General features: G+C 31.9%; 15 protein-coding genes and 2 riboswitches. Of the genes, 13 read left to right on the forward strand and 2 right to left on the reverse strand.

The window, feature by feature from the left end:
* Nucleotides 1-222: 222 nt before the first annotated feature.
* The 6 genes from KPL50_RS11440 to KPL50_RS11465 all read left to right on the forward strand — a co-directional run bounded on the left by KPL50_RS11440 (nucleotide 223) and on the right by KPL50_RS11465 (nucleotide 6,882).
* A complete protein-coding gene (locus KPL50_RS11440) occupies nucleotides 223-2,547 on the forward strand; it encodes a YcdB/YcdC domain-containing protein (protein ID WP_216298600.1) in 2,325 nt (774 codons plus the stop codon).
* Between the two features lie 520 nt (nucleotides 2,548-3,067).
* Entirely contained in the window at nucleotides 3,068-3,442 is a 375-nt protein-coding gene (locus tag KPL50_RS11445) for a hypothetical protein (protein WP_216298601.1), read from the forward strand.
* A gap of 216 nt (nucleotides 3,443-3,658) precedes the next feature.
* Entirely contained in the window at nucleotides 3,659-3,793 is a 135-nt protein-coding gene (locus KPL50_RS27910; RefSeq protein ID WP_375372919.1) for a DUF1667 domain-containing protein, read from the forward strand.
* The gene (locus KPL50_RS11455) at nucleotides 3,790-4,719 is read left to right on the forward strand and encodes an alpha/beta hydrolase (RefSeq protein WP_216298603.1); all 930 of its coding nucleotides are present in this window, start codon (nucleotides 3,790-3,792) and stop codon (nucleotides 4,717-4,719) included. The genes KPL50_RS27910 and KPL50_RS11455 overlap by 4 nt, the downstream gene beginning before the upstream one ends.
* 157 nt (nucleotides 4,720-4,876) lie before the next feature.
* Nucleotides 4,877-5,971, forward strand: a complete 1,095-nt coding sequence (locus tag KPL50_RS11460) for a PfkB family carbohydrate kinase (RefSeq protein ID WP_216298604.1) — start codon at nucleotides 4,877-4,879, stop codon at nucleotides 5,969-5,971.
* Entirely contained in the window at nucleotides 5,965-6,882 is a 918-nt protein-coding gene (locus tag KPL50_RS11465; RefSeq protein WP_216298605.1) for a pseudouridine-5'-phosphate glycosidase, read from the forward strand. Before KPL50_RS11460 ends, KPL50_RS11465 begins: the two co-directional genes overlap by 7 nt.
* 157 nt (nucleotides 6,883-7,039) lie before the next feature.
* Here the strand turns inward: KPL50_RS11465 and KPL50_RS11470 are convergent, their stop codons facing one another.
* Nucleotides 7,040-7,534 carry a GNAT family N-acetyltransferase gene (locus tag KPL50_RS11470; protein ID WP_216298606.1) on the reverse strand — a complete coding sequence of 165 codons (495 nt, stop codon included), beginning with the start codon at nucleotides 7,532-7,534 and terminating at the stop codon, nucleotides 7,040-7,042.
* Between the two features lie 432 nt (nucleotides 7,535-7,966).
* On the opposite strand from KPL50_RS11470, the gene KPL50_RS11475 reads away from it, so the two are divergent.
* From KPL50_RS11475 to pepF, 3 genes are all read left to right on the forward strand, one after another.
* Nucleotides 7,967-9,463: a YjjI family glycine radical enzyme gene (locus KPL50_RS11475; RefSeq protein WP_216298607.1), complete on the forward strand. Its 1,497-nt coding sequence runs from the start codon at nucleotides 7,967-7,969 to the stop codon at nucleotides 9,461-9,463.
* A complete protein-coding gene (locus KPL50_RS11480; protein WP_216298608.1) occupies nucleotides 9,456-10,292 on the forward strand; it encodes a YjjW family glycine radical enzyme activase in 837 nt (278 codons plus the stop codon). Before KPL50_RS11475 ends, KPL50_RS11480 begins: the two co-directional genes overlap by 8 nt.
* 198 nt (nucleotides 10,293-10,490) lie before the next feature.
* Nucleotides 10,491-12,290: an oligoendopeptidase F gene (gene pepF, locus KPL50_RS11485; RefSeq protein ID WP_216298609.1), complete on the forward strand. Its 1,800-nt coding sequence runs from the start codon at nucleotides 10,491-10,493 to the stop codon at nucleotides 12,288-12,290.
* 416 nt (nucleotides 12,291-12,706) lie between these two features.
* Here pepF and KPL50_RS11490 read toward each other — a convergent pair whose 3' ends face one another.
* Nucleotides 12,707-14,017 carry an amino acid permease gene (locus KPL50_RS11490; RefSeq protein ID WP_216298680.1) on the reverse strand — a complete coding sequence of 437 codons (1,311 nt, stop codon included), beginning with the start codon at nucleotides 14,015-14,017 and terminating at the stop codon, nucleotides 12,707-12,709.
* Between the two features lie 188 nt (nucleotides 14,018-14,205).
* Nucleotides 14,206-14,303, reverse strand: a riboswitch (glycine riboswitch).
* Nucleotides 14,304-15,106: 803 nt separating this feature from the next.
* A riboswitch (glycine riboswitch) is annotated at nucleotides 15,107-15,196 on the forward strand.
* 82 nt (nucleotides 15,197-15,278) lie between these two features.
* On the opposite strand from KPL50_RS11490, the gene gcvT reads away from it, so the two are divergent.
* The 4 genes from gcvT to gcvPB are packed head-to-tail and all read left to right on the forward strand — an operon-like array spanning nucleotide 15,279 to nucleotide 19,587.
* Nucleotides 15,279-16,391, forward strand: coding sequence for a glycine cleavage system aminomethyltransferase GcvT (gcvT, locus tag KPL50_RS11495; protein WP_216298610.1), 1,113 nt, complete (start codon nucleotides 15,279-15,281; stop codon nucleotides 16,389-16,391).
* Between the two features lie 10 nt (nucleotides 16,392-16,401).
* Nucleotides 16,402-16,785 carry a glycine cleavage system protein GcvH gene (gcvH, locus tag KPL50_RS11500; protein WP_216298611.1) on the forward strand — a complete coding sequence of 128 codons (384 nt, stop codon included), beginning with the start codon at nucleotides 16,402-16,404 and terminating at the stop codon, nucleotides 16,783-16,785.
* A 1-nt stretch (nucleotide 16,786) separates the two neighbouring features.
* Entirely contained in the window at nucleotides 16,787-18,130 is a 1,344-nt protein-coding gene (gene gcvPA, locus KPL50_RS11505; RefSeq protein ID WP_216298612.1) for an aminomethyl-transferring glycine dehydrogenase subunit GcvPA, read from the forward strand.
* The gene (gcvPB, locus tag KPL50_RS11510; protein WP_216298613.1) at nucleotides 18,127-19,587 is read left to right on the forward strand and encodes an aminomethyl-transferring glycine dehydrogenase subunit GcvPB; all 1,461 of its coding nucleotides are present in this window, start codon (nucleotides 18,127-18,129) and stop codon (nucleotides 19,585-19,587) included. The genes gcvPA and gcvPB overlap by 4 nt, the downstream gene beginning before the upstream one ends.
* Nucleotides 19,588-19,599 lie beyond the last annotated feature (12 nt).

Raw genomic sequence — 19,599 nt, forward strand, 5'->3', positions numbered from 1 at the left:
TTATACAATACCTTAAAAGATTTATAAAGTTTCAAATCATAGTGAAAAATATATTTTATAAAAATTAGAAAAAATGTAATTTATATGTAACTAAATATAATTAGTAATCGTCTATAATATATATAATGGTAATAAGATTAAAAATATACAAAGCATCCTTTTCAACAAAAGATAAGTTTTATATGAAACAATAAAATAATATATTGAAAGGTAGGAATTATCATGAATAGGAAAAAGATGTTTTCAATACTATTAGCATCAGCATTAACTGTTACTAGTACAACTTCAACTTTTGCAAAAACCATGACAAATGCTCCAACGCAAGTTACACCAATTATAACTACAAACACAACTACAAAGGTGGCAATTACAACAAATAGTGAAGCTGAAAAGAGTGCTGAAATAAAAAAGGAAAAAGCAAAAGAAATTGCAAAGGGAGTAATGAAAACTTATTTTAATACAGTAATAGATGAGAGCAAATTCACACAAACATGTAACTTTAATACATCAAATTACAATGGGAAGCAGAGTAGCTCCTGGAATATTAATTGGCAAATGAATAATATGACAAAAACTATAAGCATTAGTGTTACCTTAAATGCAGAAACTGGTGAAGTTATTCAAGCAAATAATTACGAACGTATTGTAAATGAAGAAAATACAGTACCAACAATAACAGCTAAGCAAGCAGAAAAAGTTAGTGATGATTTTGCTAAAAAAATTCAACCTAAAAAATACAATGAATTTAACAAAAAAGATTATAATAATTCGGGAAATTATGGGTTAGCTAATTATAATTTTACCTATGTAAGTAAAGTTAATGGCATAGAATTTGATGGCAATAATATTAATATAGAAGTTGATGGAGTATCTGGAAAGGTAGTCTCTTATTATAATAATTGGAATTCAGATTTAAAATTTCCAGAAATTAAAGGAATTGTAAATTCTAAAACTGCAATTGAAGCGTTTAAAACTGAAGCAAAAATGACTTTGAAATATATGGGTTTTACACAGAATTACAGGTATTATGAAAATAAAAGAGATGTAAAATTGATATATGTTTCAGAATTTAGTAAAGGAAATATGCTAGATGCTAAAGATGGAAAATTTATTGACCCGCTAAATACTGTAAACAGCCCTGTAATAAAAGATTTAAATGAAAAAGAAAAAGTTCTATTTTATAATAGGGAAGAGGTGGTAAAAGATAGAGAAAAGGCAATAGAAGAAAAGGAAGCAGGAACTATAATAAAAGGTTTCATAAATAAGATTTATGGTGAGGGTTATGTAATTCAAGGGTTAGGATATCAAGAATATGCTGAAAACATTGGCAGTTCAAGTAATAAAACTTGGAATGCATCCTTTAATAAAGGAGTTGCAGGAAAATACAACGAAAGTGGAAATGTATCAATAGATGCATTAACTGGAGAAATAGTAAGTTGTTATAAATATTCTAATGAGGATTATGCTATGACTGAAAAATTCGTTGCTAAATTATCTTGGGAAGAGGCATATGCAAAGGCAGTAGAAGCAGTTGCAAAGTATTACCCTGGCAAAGTTAAACAGATTAAAACAGAGCAACTTCACTATAATTATAATGATTCAGATAAAATGGGTGAAAGAAATTATTATTTCAACTTTACAAGATTAGAAAATGGAATAGAATATAATGAAAATAGTATAAACGTTGGTTTCAGCGCTGTAAATGGCGAAATGAATAGTTTGAATTGTAATTGGGATAAAAACATTAAATTCCCGGATGCAAAAAAGGCTATAAGTGTTGAAAATGCAAGCGAGTTAATGTTTAATAAATATAAACCGGTATTGGTTTATACTCAAATAAATAAAAGCAATAACCCAGAAAAACCAGAATTAGAAATGAAACTCGCTTATAAACTAAGTGATGCAAGTGGGATTTATGAGTATTCAAGTATTGATGCTCTTACTGGTAAATTTGTAAATTATAATGGAGAAAATATTGATCAAAATATAGAATTGTTTAAAGAGAAAATCAAAGGTAGTAAGGCAGAAAAAGAATTAAGCATTTTGGCATCTAAGGGATTAATAGAAACTGTCGATTTTAAATTAGATAAAAAAGTCACCCAAATTGACTTAATTAAAATGTTAGTAAATGCAAGAGGGTATACACCATATATGGCAGAAAAAACTGCAGATTTAAAATTTTCAAATATTGCAAAATCTGATGTAAACTATAAATACCTTCAGATGGCTGTATCCTATGGAATTATGGAAAACTTAGAGGGTAAATTTATAGGAGATAAATTAGTTACTAGAGAGGAGCTGGCTAAAACCTTAGTTAAATATACTAATTATAGCAAACTGGCAGAGCACAGTGAATTGTTTAAAACTAATTATAAAGATGCAGCTAAAATAAGTAAGGGTAATTTAGGATATATTGCTATTGCAGAGTCGTTTGGCTTTATACAAATAGTAAACAATGAATTTAAACCAAAGGACAATACAACAATGGAACAATTAGCTATAGGTGTATATAATGCACTTAACAATGTAAGAAATACACAATACTAAAAGAGGGATCAGAAATTTCTCCTGCGTGCCTTGCAAATAAGCTCTAAACAAGAAAGTTGATTAAGTGTTTTTTCTCAGATTATGCTATAAGGTCAAGTATATATTGCTGGAAGGCTCTCACATCGCTAAGTAATTCTAAAATTTATTTTACTTGCAGATGCTAAAAAATGTAAACTCACTATCGCTCAAACATACATTTTTCTTTACGCACCTGCAAATAAAATAAATTGTGAATTACTAAAGCTTGTTCGAATGCATTCTGCTCAATATATACTTTTGTTAGCATAATCTAAGAAAAAATATCTAAATTTAATTCCAATAGGATAATTGCTTTTCTGTTGAAAGTTGCTGGGTCGAAATTTCCTATGACTTTATTATTACAATAATCTTTTAGGCGTTAGCCATCCGTAATTTAAGCATATTAAAGTTAAGATAGTACATCCTAATTATAAGTGTGTATACAATATATTAACTAATAATTTTTCAATAATATGGTATAATAAGAGTAATTAATATAGGTATGGTGATGATGATGACAATGGTTGGAAAAATAATATATGGTGCTGGGAAAATAGTTGGAAATACTGCGGAGTATAGCATTGAGGTGACGGGTAATGTTATATCTGCTATAGCAGGAAGATCAGGTAAGAAGAAATTAGCTGTAAACACGAAGAAGTATAGTGCATTAGCCTCTAAAATGGTGGGAAGAACTGCAAAAATAACAGCAGCAATAACTGCGGTTGTAGCAGATACTACTATTACTGCAACTATAAATACTGGAAAATATATTGCTGAAAATGCTGTGCAAACAAATACAAGGATTTATGGGGAAACAGAAAAATTTTACGATGAAGATAAATATATAGAGGTAGAATACAAAATACTGGAAAAATAAGGGAAGGCATGTTTTAATATATACTTAGTGTAATATTAATTTTAGAATTTAAATAATATTGCTTTGCAAATGTATAGTTTAGTGATATAATTTTATTGAGAGTAAATATGAAATATGGCTAAGAGAAATGAAGCCACACTAATATAACTGTTTAATTACAGATTTATTAAGTGTGGTTTTTTGTGTCTGAATTTTTCCTTGCTAAAAATAAAAAGTATGAAGACTTCCACTGTAAAAATAAAAGGCGCCATAATGGAGAGGTTGCCTGTTAGGACTAAAGGTGATATACCTAAAAGTAAGGTTTTTGAGTGTATTGATATATATAATATAAATAGGGGGCTGGGGTTATGAAAGTGGAAAATTTTAAGATTGTGGACAAAGGTAACTTAGAGATATTCGTTTACAAATGGATACCAGGTGGGGAGATACAAGTTAAAGGGATAGTTCAAATAGCCCATGGAATGGCAGAAACAGCTGCTAGGTACGAGGGTTTTGCGAAGGCTTTAACAAATGAAGGATTTATTGTTTATGCTAATGACCATAGAGGCCATGGAAAAACCGCAGGCCAGGTGGAAAAACTAGGAGACTTAGGTGAAGACGGATTTAATTCAATGGTTGAAAATATGCATCAACTAAATGAAAGAATTAAACTAGAAAATGAAAAATTACCTATATTTTTATTTGGACATAGTATGGGATCTTTCCTAACACAAAGATATATTTGTTTATATGGAAGTGAATTAAAGGGTGCAATTATTTCAGGTTCTTGTGGCAAGCAGGGAATTACTATAGATATAGCAAGGCTGATAGCAAAGGGCGAGATTAAGAAAATTGGAAGAGTTGGCAAAAGTAATAAATTAGATAAATTATCTTTTGGAAGTTATAATAATTCTTTTAAACCAAATAGAACAGCATTTGATTGGTTAAGTAGGGATAACAAACAAGTAGATAAATATATAGATGACCCATTTTGTGGAACTGTTTTTACAGCAGGATTTTTCTATGACTTTCTAGGTGGGCTTAAGAGTATAGCTGACCCAAAGGAAATTAGAAATATTCCTAAAGGGCTACCTGTTTATATTTTCTCAGGCGATAAAGATCCCGTAGGAAAGAATGGCAAGGGTGTTCTAAGATTGGTTAAGACTTATAGTGAACATGGAATGATGAATTTAACTTATAAGCTTTATAAAGATGGAAGACACGAGATGCTTAATGAGATTAATAAAGAAGAAGTAATTATAGATGTAATAAAATGGCTTAATGCGTCTTTGAAATAATCAAAATAAGCAGGGACAGTTAACAATTAATTGTTAACTGTCCCTGCTTATTTTATTTTATAAAAATTAAAAGAATTTACTTGAGAAACAAAATCATATATGCTAGAATATAAATAAGCTAATGTTTATCTACTAAACAAATATTAAGGAGAGGGTTATGACAAATAGAGAGCAAGAAATTTTAGAGTTAATTAGAAGCAATCCTATGATTTCTCAAAAAGAACTAGCTGATTACTTAGGAATAACAAGGTCTTCAGTGGCAGTTCATATTAGCAATTTACTAAAAAAAGGATATGTAGTAGGTAAAGGTTACATCTTACGTGAACAACCATATATAAGTATTGTTGGTGGAACTAATGTTGATATTCAGGGCTTTCCGAATAATGATTTAATATTAAAGGATTCTAACCCTGGAGAAGTAAAAATTTCATTTGGCGGTGTAGGAAGAAATATTGGTGAAAACCTAGTGAAATTAGGCATAGAAACTAAGCTTATTAGTGCAGTAGGTGATGATGTATATGGAAGAAAAATATTGGAAGAGTCAAGAAAGATTAACCTTAATATGGAAGACACCCTCGTTTTAAGTGAACATGCTACTTCCACCTATTTATCAATACTAGATGGTACTGGTGACATGATGGTAGCTATAGCCTATATGGATATTATTGATAAGGTTAGTGTGGATTTTATTAAAAATAAGAAGAATACAATAGAAAATTCAAAGCTTTGCATTATTGATACAAACATTCCTGAGGAAACTATTGAATATATTTTAACTAATTATAGGGAAGTAGATTTTTTCTTGGATACAGTATCTACAACTAAGGCAAAAAAGGTAAAGGATTTCATTGGTTGTTTCCACACTATCAAACCAAATAAGCTTGAGGCTGAAATATTGTCAGGCATTAAAATAAACAATGAAAACGATTTAAAAAATGCAGCAAAGTATTTCTTAGAAAAAGGTGTTAAAAGAGTGTTTATAAGCCTAGGAGAAGAGGGTATGTATTATGATGATGGCGTTAGTTCCAATCATATAATAAGCCCGAAGGTGAAGATAATTAATGCAACAGGGGCAGGCGATGCTTGCTTGGCAGCTCTAGCGTATAGTCATTTTAATGATTTTGGAATAGACTATAGTGCGCGCTTTTGTATGAGCGCTGGAATACTCGCATTATCACATGAAAATACTATTAACCCTAACATGTCCGTAGAAAATATAAATAAGAAGATGAAGGAGATTAAATTATGTTAATGAATTATTTAGATATTAAACCAGAGGTTGCAAAGGCATTAAAGGAAGGACGCGCAGTGGTGGCTTTAGAATCTACTATTATATCTCATGGTATGCCATATCCAAGAAATGTTGAGACAGCACTCAAGGTAGAAGAAATAATAAGAGAAAATGGAGCTATACCCGCAACTACAGCAATTATTAATGGAAGGTTAAAGCTTGGTTTAACTAGAGAAGAAATAGAAATACTTGGAAATGGTGAGAATATAATAAAAACAAGTAGACGAGATATTCCATTTATAATAGCAAATAAGGCAAATGGAGCAAGTACGGTAGCAACTACAATGATAATTGCTGCACTTGCAGGGGTTAAGGTTTTTGCTACAGGTGGCATTGGTGGAGTTCATAGAGGAGCTCAAGAAACTTTTGATATTTCAGCAGATCTTCAGGAACTCGCACATACTAATGTAGCTGTAATTTGTGCAGGAGCAAAATCCATACTAGATATAGGACTCACTTTAGAATATCTAGAAACTCAAGGTGTTCCAGTAGTTGGCTTTGGTACAGATGAACTTCCCGCTTTCTATACTAGGAAGAGTGGTTTTGGCGTAGATTACCGTGTAGATTCAGCGGAGATAGTTGCGGCAGCTTTAAAAGCAAAATGGGATTTAGGACTAAATGGAGGCATGATTATAGCTAATCCAATTCCAGAGCAGTATGAGATGGATTATGATGCTATAACAAATGCTATAACTAGTGCATTAAAAGAGTTAAAGGAAAAAGGAATTAAAGGAAAAGAAAGTACACCATTCTTACTTGGAAAAGTTAAAGAGATTACTGGTGGAGCAAGTCTCGATTCAAATATTGAATTAGTATATAATAATGCTAAAGTTGGAGCGCAAATAGCTGTAGAACTCGCTAAACTTGGCTAATAAAGCATCAAAGTAAGAAATTTCCCCGATGTGCCTGAAATAAGAGCTCTAAACTGAAAATTCCATCAAGAATTTCAAAAGTTTAGAGCTTCTTATTTCAAGTCACTTCGGGGAAATTCTATACTTAACTATTATTTTAAATAGCGTCCTGGTAGGCTTATTCAAAATATTCATTTTTTAGCCTAGAATATATGATTTGATCCAAGTAACCTCTTTCAGATTTATAGTTCTGCCTTAGAATTCCATCACGGTGCATTCCAAGTCCTTCATAAAGTTTAATTCCTATGATATTATCAGGGTATACATCTAACCAAAAACGATTAACATTTATTTCTTCAAATGCATATTTTAATAATGCAGACATAACTTCCTTGCCATATCCTATTCCTTTATTAGAAATAGCAATTCTTCGTAATTCAAAAACTTCAGATTTAAAATCTAATCTAATTAATGCAAACCCAACAATTAAATTATCTTCCTTTTTTCTAAATACAAAAAGTAAATGGTTTTTATCCTCAATTTCAGCTTTATGCTCCTCATATGTACCAACCCATATGAAATTGCGATTATCCTTATTATTTTCCAAATTAATAATAGTTTCAATATCCGATTCTATTGCATCAATTATATAAAGACGAGTCGTTTCTATCACTGATATATTCCTCCATTCTTATTAGTTTTTATAGTTTGTTTATATACTAATAATAACATATATTACAATAATTCTTGTAATATATCATTATTTATTATCAATGTATCTACCATTAAAATAACGATATATAAGCATAATTATACTTGTAAAATAATTCTTATGGATTAACATAGAAAAACTTTGCAAAAATACAGGTTCCGATATAAAATATCATTAACAGCATATAATAAATGCACATATTTGTATGTTAAAAAACCCATTTGAAAATGTGGTTAAATCATCACCTACGGTGCTGAAATTTAACCACTCCAGAAGGAAATCTTGACTCAGGCTTAAGATTATTTTTGTAGGGGTAATTTCACCTGCTAGATTAAATGATTTGGCTATCCTTCTGAAATGTGGTTAAAATAATTTAAATGGAGTGGTGTTATAATGGACAACATTTTAGAAATTATTAAAAATGGGACCCTAACTTATGAGCAAAAGGTACTAACACTTGCACGAGCGGCAGAAGATAGTATAGATGTTTTAAATATTAAAGAAGATACTCAGAAACTTCGTGATGAGGGAATAATCTGTGACCTTTTTGAAGGACATGCACCTTATAGGCCTAGGTATATAGTACCTAATTACGAGAAATTCATGAAAAATGGAAGTGAGTTTTTAGGACTGACACCACCTTCAGACATTTGGGAGGCTACAAATAGTTTATTAATATTATATAATCATGTACCATCAATTTCTTCATTCCCAGTATATATAGGAAATATTGATTATCTTTTGGAACCCTTTGTGCTTAATGAAGAAGAAGCTTTTCATGCTATAAAATTATTTTTAACACATATAGATAGAACTATAACAGATTCATTTTGCCATGCAAATATAGGACCAAAAGATACTAAAGCAGGAAGATTAATATTAAGGGCAGAAAGAGAACTACAAAATGCGATTCCTAACTTAACTTTAAAATACAGCACAGAAGATACCTCAGATGAGTTTGCTATTGATGCAATTAACACTGCACTAATAACTGCAAAACCAAGCTTTGCTAATCATGAGATGTTTTCAAGGGAGTTTGATAACAACTACGCTATAGCTAGTTGTTATAATGGATTAACGATAGGTGGGGGAAGTTATACCTTATCTAGATTAAATTTAGCTGGCCTTTCTAAAAAAGCAAAAGATCAAGATGAATTTATAAATGTGATATTACCGGATGCAGTAGAAAAAATGGCTGGGTATATGCGGGAAAGAATTAGATTTTTAGTAGAGGAAAGCGGGTTCTTTGAAACTAATTTCCTTGTAAAAGAAGGATTAATCCATAAAGATAACTTTACGGCTATGTTTGGTATGTTTGGACTAGCTGAATGTGTAAATTACTTTATAAACTCTAATAAGCTCGAAAATAGATTTGGACATGGCGAAATAGCTAATGATTTAGGGTATAAGATTATTGAAAAGCTAGAAACTGAGGTTAATAAATATAATGACCCTCATTGCAGTATATCTAAAGGGAAATATTTATTACATGCTCAAGTGGGTATTGATTCTGATATGGGAATAAGCCCAGGGTGCAGAATTCCTATTGGAGATGAACCGGACCTTCCACAACATATAGTAGAGGCGGCTAAATTCCATAAGTTTTTTCCTTCAGGAATTGGTGATATATTTAATTTTGATAGCACAGTTAAAAGTAATCCGGAGTATGTGCTAGATATTATCAAAGGCGCTTTCAAAAAGCAAATGAGATATTTTTCAGCATATTCTACAGATTGTGATGTAATAAGAATTACGGGATATCTTGTAAAAAGATCAGAAATTGAAAAGCTACAAAAGGGACAGCAGGTGTTACAGGATACAGTAGCATTAGGACTTGGAGCAGTTTTGAATCAAAAGGTATTAGATCGAAAGATAAGAAAAAATGATTAAGGGACTAGTTAATCGAATTATTCCCTTTAGCTCCGTGGATGGACCAGGGAATAGAACTGCTATATTTTTTCAAGGATGTAATTTTAACTGCTCTTATTGTCACAACCCAGAGACTATAAATGTTTGTAATAGTTGCGGTGAATGTGTGAGTGCTTGCCACTATAATGCATTACAATTTAAAGGTTCTGCTGTAGTATGGGATAAAGCAGCCTGCAGTAAATGTGATGAATGTTTAAAGATTTGCAAAAGAAACAGTTCCCCTAAAGCACAAAGCATGACTGTAGAAGAAGTTGTGGAGGAGATAGAGAAGAATAAACTTTTCATCTCTGGAATTACTGTCTCAGGTGGCGAGTGTACCCTACAAAGTGAGTTTTTAACAAATCTATTTAGGGAAGTTAAAAAGATGGGTTTAACATGTTTCGTGGATACTAATGGTTCGGTGCCACTATGGGAACATAAGGAGCTAGTGGATGTTATGGATATGGCAATGGTAGATATAAAATCCTATAATAATGAGGAACATAAGAAACTTACAGGTATGGGAAACGCCACTGTCATAGAAAACGTAAAATATTTAGCTAAGTTAAATAAAATCTATGAAATTAGAACAGTTATTGTTCCAGAAGTTCTAGATAATTTTAATAATGTAGATAAAATTAGTCATCTCATTGCGAACTTAAATCCGCATATAAGATACAAACTTATAAAATATAGGCAAATTGGTGTTCGACTTGAAAGGATAAACAGTTATACACCTGATGATAAACTTATGAAGAAACTGGCGGATATAGCCATCCATAATGGGTGCAAAGATGTAGTTGTAGTATAGATTATAGTTAGACACAAACAAATAACAAGTTAGTATGCTAGCCTATTTATTTCAATATACCATTAGAAACCTCACATTTTGTGAGGTTTTTTAGCTTGTAGAATTCTTGTAAGTTATATGATAATATAGTTATAATATGTTACCTACTAATATAGTTTAGAGGATTCCAAAATTATAAAATGAAAGAAGGAAAATTTAGTGAGTGAAGTTAAAAAGCTTAAGACACGAGATGAAATCAATAGTACGTATAAGTGGAAAGTTGATAAGATGTATGCCACTGCTGTGGCCTGGGAAGAAGATTTTACAATATTAAAATCTAAGGTCCCAGAAATGAAAATGTTTTCAGGGAAATTAGGGAGGGCTGAAGAGTTATTATCATTTTTAGAAAGCGATGTAGAGATTGGAAAACTCTTAGATAAGTTGCTTGTATATGCTCATTTAAGAGGGGACGAGGATACGGCAAAGGCTGAGTTCCAAGTTCTTAAAAATAAGATTGATGCATATTCCGCAGAAGTTTCCAGCGTCACAGCATTTTTTGTTCCTGAATTATTATCATTACCAGAGGGAGCTGTAGACGAGGCGATTAGAAAACTGCCAGAGCTTAAACTCTATGAATTCTATTTGAAGGATATTTTAGATCAAAAGCCTCATATTTTAAGTGCAGAGGGAGAAAAGCTTTTGGCCTCTGTTTCCGATTGTTTAAATGCACCAGGAAATATATTTGGAATGCTTACTAATGCAGACATGACATTTCCAAGTATAAAAGATGAAAGTGGTAATGGGGTAGAATTAACAGAAGGGAACTATAGTAGTTTTATAAAATCTAAGGATAGAAGAGTAAGAAAAGATGCCTTCGATGCATTATTTGGAACCTATAATGGATTTAAAAATACACTAACAACATCTTTAACATCTTCAATAAAGAATTTTATATTTAATGCAAAAACAAGAAATTATGCATCATCATTAGAAAGCTCTTTAAAGCCCAATAATATTCCGGTAGAGGTTTATCATAATGTGGTGGATACTATAAATAACAATTTATCCTCCCTTCATAAATACGTAAGCCTTAAAAAGAAACTACTAGGGCTAGATGAAATTCATATGTATGATTTATATGTGCCAATAGTTGATGTAGAAGTAGATCATATTGAGTATGCTGATGCTGTTAAAATCGCACTAGAGGGTATTAAACCACTGGGGCAAGAATATTTAGATATTTTCAAACAGGGAATTAGTGAAGGCTGGGTAGACGTATTTGAAAATAAGGGTAAACGAACTGGGGCATATTCTTGGGGCTGCTATGACAGTATGCCATATGTACTTTTAAATTATAATTATCAATTGAATGATGTGTCTACACTTGCTCATGAAATGGGGCACTCCATTCATTCTTATTATTCAAGAAAGACCCAACCATATATATATTCTGAGTATGTATTATTTTGCGCAGAAGTGGCATCCATAACTAATGAATGTCTATTAATAGATTATTTGATTAAAAATGAGACAGACAAAAGGAAAAGATTATTTTTAATAAATCAGCAGTTAGAAGGAATAAGAACCACAGTATTTAGACAATGTATGTTTGCAGAGTTTGAAAAAATAACTCATGAGAATATTGAAGGAGGAAATCCATTATCGCCTGAGGATTTATGTAAAATTTATCATGATTTAAATGTTAAGTATTTTGGAGAAGAAATGGTGGTAGATGAAGGAATAGATATGGAATGGTCGAGAATACCTCATTTTTACAACGATTTTTATGTTTATCAATATACTACAGGTTTTGCAGCAGCTAATTCTTTTAGTAAAATGATAGTTGAAGAGGGCGGGCTTGCTGTAGAAAGATATAAAGAATTCTTAAAAAGTGGTGGAAGTGACTATCCAATAAATATACTTAAAAAAGCAGGGGTGGATATGTCTACACCAAAACCTTTAGAGGATACTATAAGAAGATTTGATGAGTTATTAGAGATGTTGGAAAAAGAGATATAGAGTATAGAAGTTCGCCTACGCGCCTTGTAAAAGAACTCTACACTAGAAATTTGATTAAGAAATTCTAATCTTTTGCAAATATAAAATCCCCTAGCGCTCACACTCAGCGTCCTGCTTCGGGTTCGCTAGCCTGCCGTCCTGGCAGGCTCACGGGAATTTTATATTTGCAAAAGAAGAATTTCTAAATCAAATTTAATAGTGTTATCGTTTCTTATTACAAGTCGCTTCGGAGAAATTTCATACTTACTATTAAGCTGATATTTTAAGCGTACATTTGACAGACATTATAATAACGAAAGAGGCACAGAGATTATTCTGTGCTTCTTTCGTTATTGATTTTATTAATCTATTAGAACGTTAAGAAAAGTATATATTATGTAAATTGCAATTGTAATAATATATACTTTTCTGTTTTTTTATTTCTTTCTCTTAATATACCAATATACAGGCAATCCAACTAGTGTTATTGCAAGTCCTATAAGTGCGTTTGAAGTATCAGTCATAAGCGTACTTATTAGGATGTATATACCTCCGATAATTCCGATGAGTGGAATTATTGGGTATAATGGTACTTTATAAGGTCTGTCTAAATCTTTATGTTTTGATCTTAAGATAAAGATACCAGCTACTGCCATTGTGAAGAAAATCCATAAAACGAAGGTGACAAGGTTAGTTAATGTATCAAAAGAACCACTAAATACATATAAACAAGCAAGTCCTACCTCAAAAACAAAAGCGTTTAATGGAGTTTGATATTTTTCATTAACTTTTCCTATGAATTTATCAAAGGGTAATAGTTTGTCCTGCGCCATGGCAAAAGGGATTCTAACTCCTGTCATTAGGTAACCATTTAATGTTCCAAAGATTGAAATTAATATACCTCCAGCGATAAATAATGAGCCGGATTTTCCGAATAAAATTATTGCAGCATCAGAGGCTACCTTATTAGAACTTATAACAGCTTTTATAGGAATTATGTTTATAATTGCTAAATTAAATAATACGTAAACTATTATAATAACGACTAGTCCAGTAATTATGGATTTTGGTATGTCTTTTTTAGGATTTTTAAGTTCACCTGCTATATTACCTACACCTACCCAGCCATCATAAGCCCAAAGTGTTCCAAGCATAGCGGCTCCAAACCCAGCGCCAGCTGCTGTAGTGCCTACTGGTAGAGAAAAACTGTGAGCAGTTCCTTTTATAAGGCCTAAAGCAATGATAATAAAAATCGGGATTAGTTTTGCAATAGTTGCAACGAACTGAATTTTACTACCAAGTTTTGTTGATATAACGTTTGCAGTTGTAATAACAAACAACATTAAAATTGCAAATAGTTTTTGTTGCATTGGACTCATAGGTACAAAATTTGTTGCTTGAGTTGCCAGGACTATTGCTAAGGCAGCAGCGGCTCCAGGTACATAAACAACAGTTTGTACCCAACCAAATAAAAATGCGGCTTTTTCTCCATAAAGCTCTTTGAGATATATAAATATACCTCCAGTTTTTGGAATAGCTGCTGCGATTTCAGCTATAGTAAGAGCAGAGGCCATAGTTATAATACCACCTGCGATCCAAGCAAGTATTCCAAGGGTTGGAGACCCCGCATTTCTAAAGACAATGGAAGGTTTAAAGAATATTCCTGAACCTATAACCATACCTACAACTAAGGTAATGGCTTCGAGTAAACCGATTTCTTTTTTTAGAGTTTTTGGTGAATTATCGATTGAATTAAGTTTTTTTGATGTTTCCAGAATAAATCATCCTTTCTTTTGTTAGCTTTGGAGTAATAGAAAATTGGTATTAATTAAAGACTTCAGAAGATTATTAATTAGTATGTATATAGGCTTTTCTCCAAAAAAAGTCATTAAAATATATAAAAACAGGGAGTAAAAGGGCAACGAAAATACATGCCTTTTTACTCCCTGTCCTTTTATCTGAAAGTTTCCTTAGATAATCATCTAAGTTGCTCCGTTGATGCCACATTTAAGTAGTCTCTCCAGGGGTATGTCAAATTATTGTACAAAGTATTTAATAACAATAGCTAGTCTGTACTAGTCTGTTGATTATTATATACCTAATACCTGAAAGTTTCAAAATAAATCTAAAGCATAGTTTTATTTCTTTCTTCTACGGTTATCCAATGTGGATATCTCCAATAATTATCATCCATAAATATATATTTTAATATTTCTATATTATTTTAATAGGAAATTTAAATTTAGTCAACAAGTTTTATTATACATATAATACTTTAAGAAGAAAATAGTTGTTTTATTGGGTTTATAGTCTAAAGATGTAATATTTGTATATAGATTTTTTAAAACATACAAATTATATTATATTTTGGAGAATGACCAAAAATCTATTCCCAAGTAGAATACTTTTCAGAGGCAAGCTTATTTATATTATCTAGATCATAATCAGTAAATTCATACAAGGAATCAGGATTATTTTCTGTAACAATATAGCTCATAATTAAAGCTTAGAATTCCATGATAGATAGAGGCAGTTCCCCCTTGAATTAAGTTTATTGAACATTATGCACTAATGTATTTAATCGAATTATATCGCAAAATTCTGTACAGTGAAACGTGAAAGAATATAACAATCAATATAAAGAAAATTATATATTTTCAATCAATCTATTGAAACCGTTTAATTAATGTAGTACAATTGAATTAAAGTACTATACAATATAATTATATATTACGCAGATGATAATATCGAGAGATATCTATTCAGAGATAGCCAAAGGAGAAATGTAAAGAGTTGTCAGCTTTTTACAGAAACTTTCAGGCAAATATATCGATATTTGATGGAACTCTGGAAAGTCCAATTATTGGCACCGTAGGGGCAATACTATTAAAGTAGAAACTCACAGGTAAAAATACAGGGGTATAATGACATAAGGTTATTCTTATGATGTTATATCTCTTTTTTTTATATTTATTTTATATGTTTACAAAAATGGGAGGGGGAATCAAATTGGAAAATTTAAAAAAAACACCTTTATACAATACTTATAGTCAGTATGGTGGAAAAATAATTGAATTTGGTGGATGGGCAATGCCAGTACAATACGAGGGTATAATCTCTGAACATGAAGCGGTAAGGTATAATGCTGGGCTTTTCGATGTGTCACACATGGGAGAAGTAGATATTAGTGGAACAGAGGCTTTTGAATTTGTGCAAAATTTAGTTACAAATGATGTAGCGGTGCTTAAAGATAATCAAATACTATATACTTTTATGTGCTATACAAATGGAGGAGTAGTTGATGATCTTTTAGTATATAAGTTTTCTGATGAACATTTTTATCTTGTTATAAATGCAGGAAATATAGAAAAAGACTTTCAATGGATGCTCCATAATAAGGGCTTATATAATGTAGAAATTACTAATAACTCAGATGTTGTGGCAGAAATTGCTATTCAAGGACCAAAGGCTCAAATGATACTTCAAAAAATAACTGATATTGATTTAGAGGAAATTAAGTTTTTCTATTGTAAAAGAGATGTCATGGTAGACGGTATAAAATGTCTTATTTCAAGAACTGGATATACAGGTGAGGATGGATTTGAAATATACACTTCTAACGATAAAATAGAAAGTTTATGGCATAAACTACTAAAAATAGGCAAGGAAGATGGACTTCTACCTGCAGGCCTGGGATGTAGGGATACATTAAGATTTGAGGCTTGTTTGCCGCTGTATGGAAATGAAATATCACAGGATATTACGCCACTGGAAGCGGGCTTTGGTTATTTTGTGAAACTTCAAAAGCACAGCTTTATAGGAAAAGAAGCGCTAGTTAAGCAAAAAGAAGAAGGCCTTAAAAGGAAGCTAGTAGGTTTTGAGATGAAGGAAAGAGGAATTCCAAGACATGGATATGAAGTTCGCGTGTTAGGAGAAAAAATTGGGGTGGTAACGACTGGATATTTATCGCCTACACTAAAGAAAAATATAGGGCTAGCACTAATTGATTCTAAATATTGTGAATTGGGCACGGAAATAGAAATTGTAATTAGGGATAAACCATTAAAAGCTGAAGTAATAAGTAAAAAATTCTATAAAAAATTACCACAAATAAAAAATTAGGGGGATTAAAATGAAAACATTAAAAGAATTATTTTATAGCAATGACCATGAGTGGGTGAAAATTCAAGGAAATAAGGCATATGTAGGAATTTCTGATTTTGCACAGCATGCACTAGGAGATATTGTTTTTGTTGAACTACCTGAGATAGATGCAGAATTTACTAGTGGAGACGTTTTTGGGGTCATTGAATCTGTTAAAGCAGCTTCTGATATGATTATTCCGCTCAGTGGGAAGGTAATAGGTATAAATGAGGATATAGTAGATAATCCAGTGTTAGTAAATGACGACTGCTATGAAAATTGGATGCTTCTTATAGAAATTAGTAATATGGAAGAAATAAAAGGGCTTATGAACGAAGCGCAATATATTGAATATTGCAGTAAGGAGGAGTAATATGTTTCCATATATATCCAATACTTTTGAAGACGAAAAGGTAATGTTAAAATCCATAGGTGTAGAAACGGTACAGGAGTTATTCTCAGATATACCTAATGATGTAAAGTTAAATAGAGAGTTAAATATTAATCCATCTATGTCAGAACTAGAAGTGCAAAAACACATGAAAACCCTTTGGGGTAAAAATAAAAGCACGGAGGAATTAGTTTGCTTTTTAGGAGCTGGAGTTTACGATCATTATATTCCTTCTATAATAAAGCATTTAACTTCAAGATCAGAATTCTACACAGCATATACGCCTTATCAACCTGAGATAAGCCAAGGTACCCTTCAGGCTATTTTTGAATATCAAACATTAATATGCGATTTAACAGGACTAGATGTGGCAAATGCATCTATGTATGATGGAGCTACAGCTTGTGCTGAAGGGGCTATTATGGCTGTTGAAAGCACAAAAAGAAAAACTATAATTGTATCTAAAACCGTGCATCCTGAAATAAGAAAAGTTCTTTATACCTACACGAAATTTAAGAATATAGAACTAATAGAGGTAGATGAAAAGGATGGAGTCACTGATACTATAAAATTAAAGGAGCTTGTAGATAGTAGAGTGGCAGGAGTTATAGTTCAAAATCCTAATTTCTTTGGAATAATTGAAGATATGGGGTTGGTTGAAAAGATTACTCATGATAACAAAGCTCTATTAATAATGAGTGTAGATCCTATATCCCTTGCCATATTAAAAACTCCGGGAGAAATAAAGGCAGACATTGTGGTAGGCGAAGGTCAATCTCTTGGAAACCATATGAATTTTGGCGGACCTTATTTGGGATTCATGGCAACAACTACAAAACTTATGAGAAAAATACCAGGAAGGATTGTAGGCCAAACCGTTGATGTAGATGGAAAAAGAGCTTTTGTATTAACACTTCAAGCTAGAGAACAACATATAAGACGCGAAAAAGCATCTTCAAATATATGTTCAAATCAGGCGCTAAATGCATTAACTGCTGCAATTTATCTTATAACTATGGGAAAACAGGGATTAAAAGAAGTAGCATATCAAAGTATGCAAAAGGCACACTATGCTTTTGATGAAATTATTAAACTAGAAAAGTACAAGCCAGTATTTGATAAACCTTTCTTTAAGGAATTTGTGATTCAAGGACATGGAAGTGCTAGTGTTATCAATGACAAATTATTAGAGAGTAATATACTTGGCGGATATGATATAGAGAAAGATTACCCGGATCATAAAAATGCTCTGCTACTGTGTGTAACAGAAAAAAGAACAAAATTGGAAATTAACGCGCTAACAGCTGCAATGGAGGGTATAAAATGAAAGAGTATAATAAATTAATATTTGAGATCTCAAAAGAGGGAAGACAAGCCTATAAATTACCTCCATGTGATGTAGAGAGTACCGATATTAGAGAAATGATTCCGCAGCATTTATTAAGCAATAAAGATATAACACTTCCGGAAGTAAGTGAAGTAGATGTTATAAGGCATTTTACTTTATTGTCTAATAAAAATTATGGTGTAGATACTGGTTTTTATCCACTAGGCTCTTGTACTATGAAGTATAACCCGAAAATTAATGAAGATATGGCGTCAATTCCTTCATTTACGGGGATTCATCCTTATCAAAATGAGAAAACCGTACAAGGCTCATTACAATTAATGTATGAACTTAGTGAAAAATTAGCTGAGGTTTGTGGCATGGATCAGGTTTCGCTCCAACCTTCGGCAGGTGCTCATGGGGAACTTACTGGACTTATTATTATAAAGGCTTTTCATGAAAATGCTGGTGATTTTAAAAGGAATAAAATTATAGTACCAGATTCAGCTCATGGAACTAATCCAGCTAGTGCTAATGTAGCAGGCTTTGATATTGTTGAAATTAAATCTGATGAAAAGGGCAATGTAGATTTAGATAGCTTGAAATCAGTATTAAACGAAGAAATAGCAGGGCTAATGCTTACGAATCCAAACACCCTGGGACTTTTTGATGAGAATATTAAAGAAATATCAAAACTAGTGCATGAAGCTGGAGGGCTTGTATATTATGACGGAGCAAATTTAAATGCCATTATGGGCATGGCAAGACCAGGAGATATGGGCTTTGATGTAGTTCATATGAACCTTCATAAAACATTTTCTACACCTCATGGTGGTGGTGGGCCAGGAAGCGGACCAGTAGGAGTTAAAAAAGAACTGATACCATATCTACCTGTACCAATAGTAGAAAAGAAAGAAGAAAACTATACTCTTAATTACGATAAACCACTATCTATTGGAAAGATAAAGAGTTTTTACGGTAATTTTGGAGTGCTTGTTCGCGCATATACTTATATACTCTCAATGGGCGCTGAGGGATTAAAGAAGGCAAGTGAAATGGCAGTGCTTAATGCAAATTATATGAAAAGCAAACTGAAGGACTATTATTATTTGCCAATTGATAAAGTTTGCAAACACGAATTTGTTTTAGGTGGCTTAGAACAAGGACTGAGCGAAGTAACTACTTTAGATATTGCTAAGAGACTTTTAGATTATGGATATCATCCTCCTACAATATATTTTCCTCTAATTGTGGATAATGCAATTATGATAGAACCTACAGAAACAGAAAGTCTTGAAACTATGGATGCTTTTATTGAAGCTATGATAAGTATTTCGAAGGAAGCAAAAGAAAATCCTGAGTTACTAAAGAAGGCGCCATATAATACAGTTGTTAGAAGGCTTGATGAAGTTCGCGCTGCTAGATATCCAGTTTTAAAATATACTAAAACAATTTAACACAAACTTCGG

Source organism: Clostridium sp. CF012, assembly GCF_018861755.1.
Classification (GTDB): Bacteria; Bacillota; Clostridia; order Clostridiales; family Clostridiaceae; genus Clostridium_AD.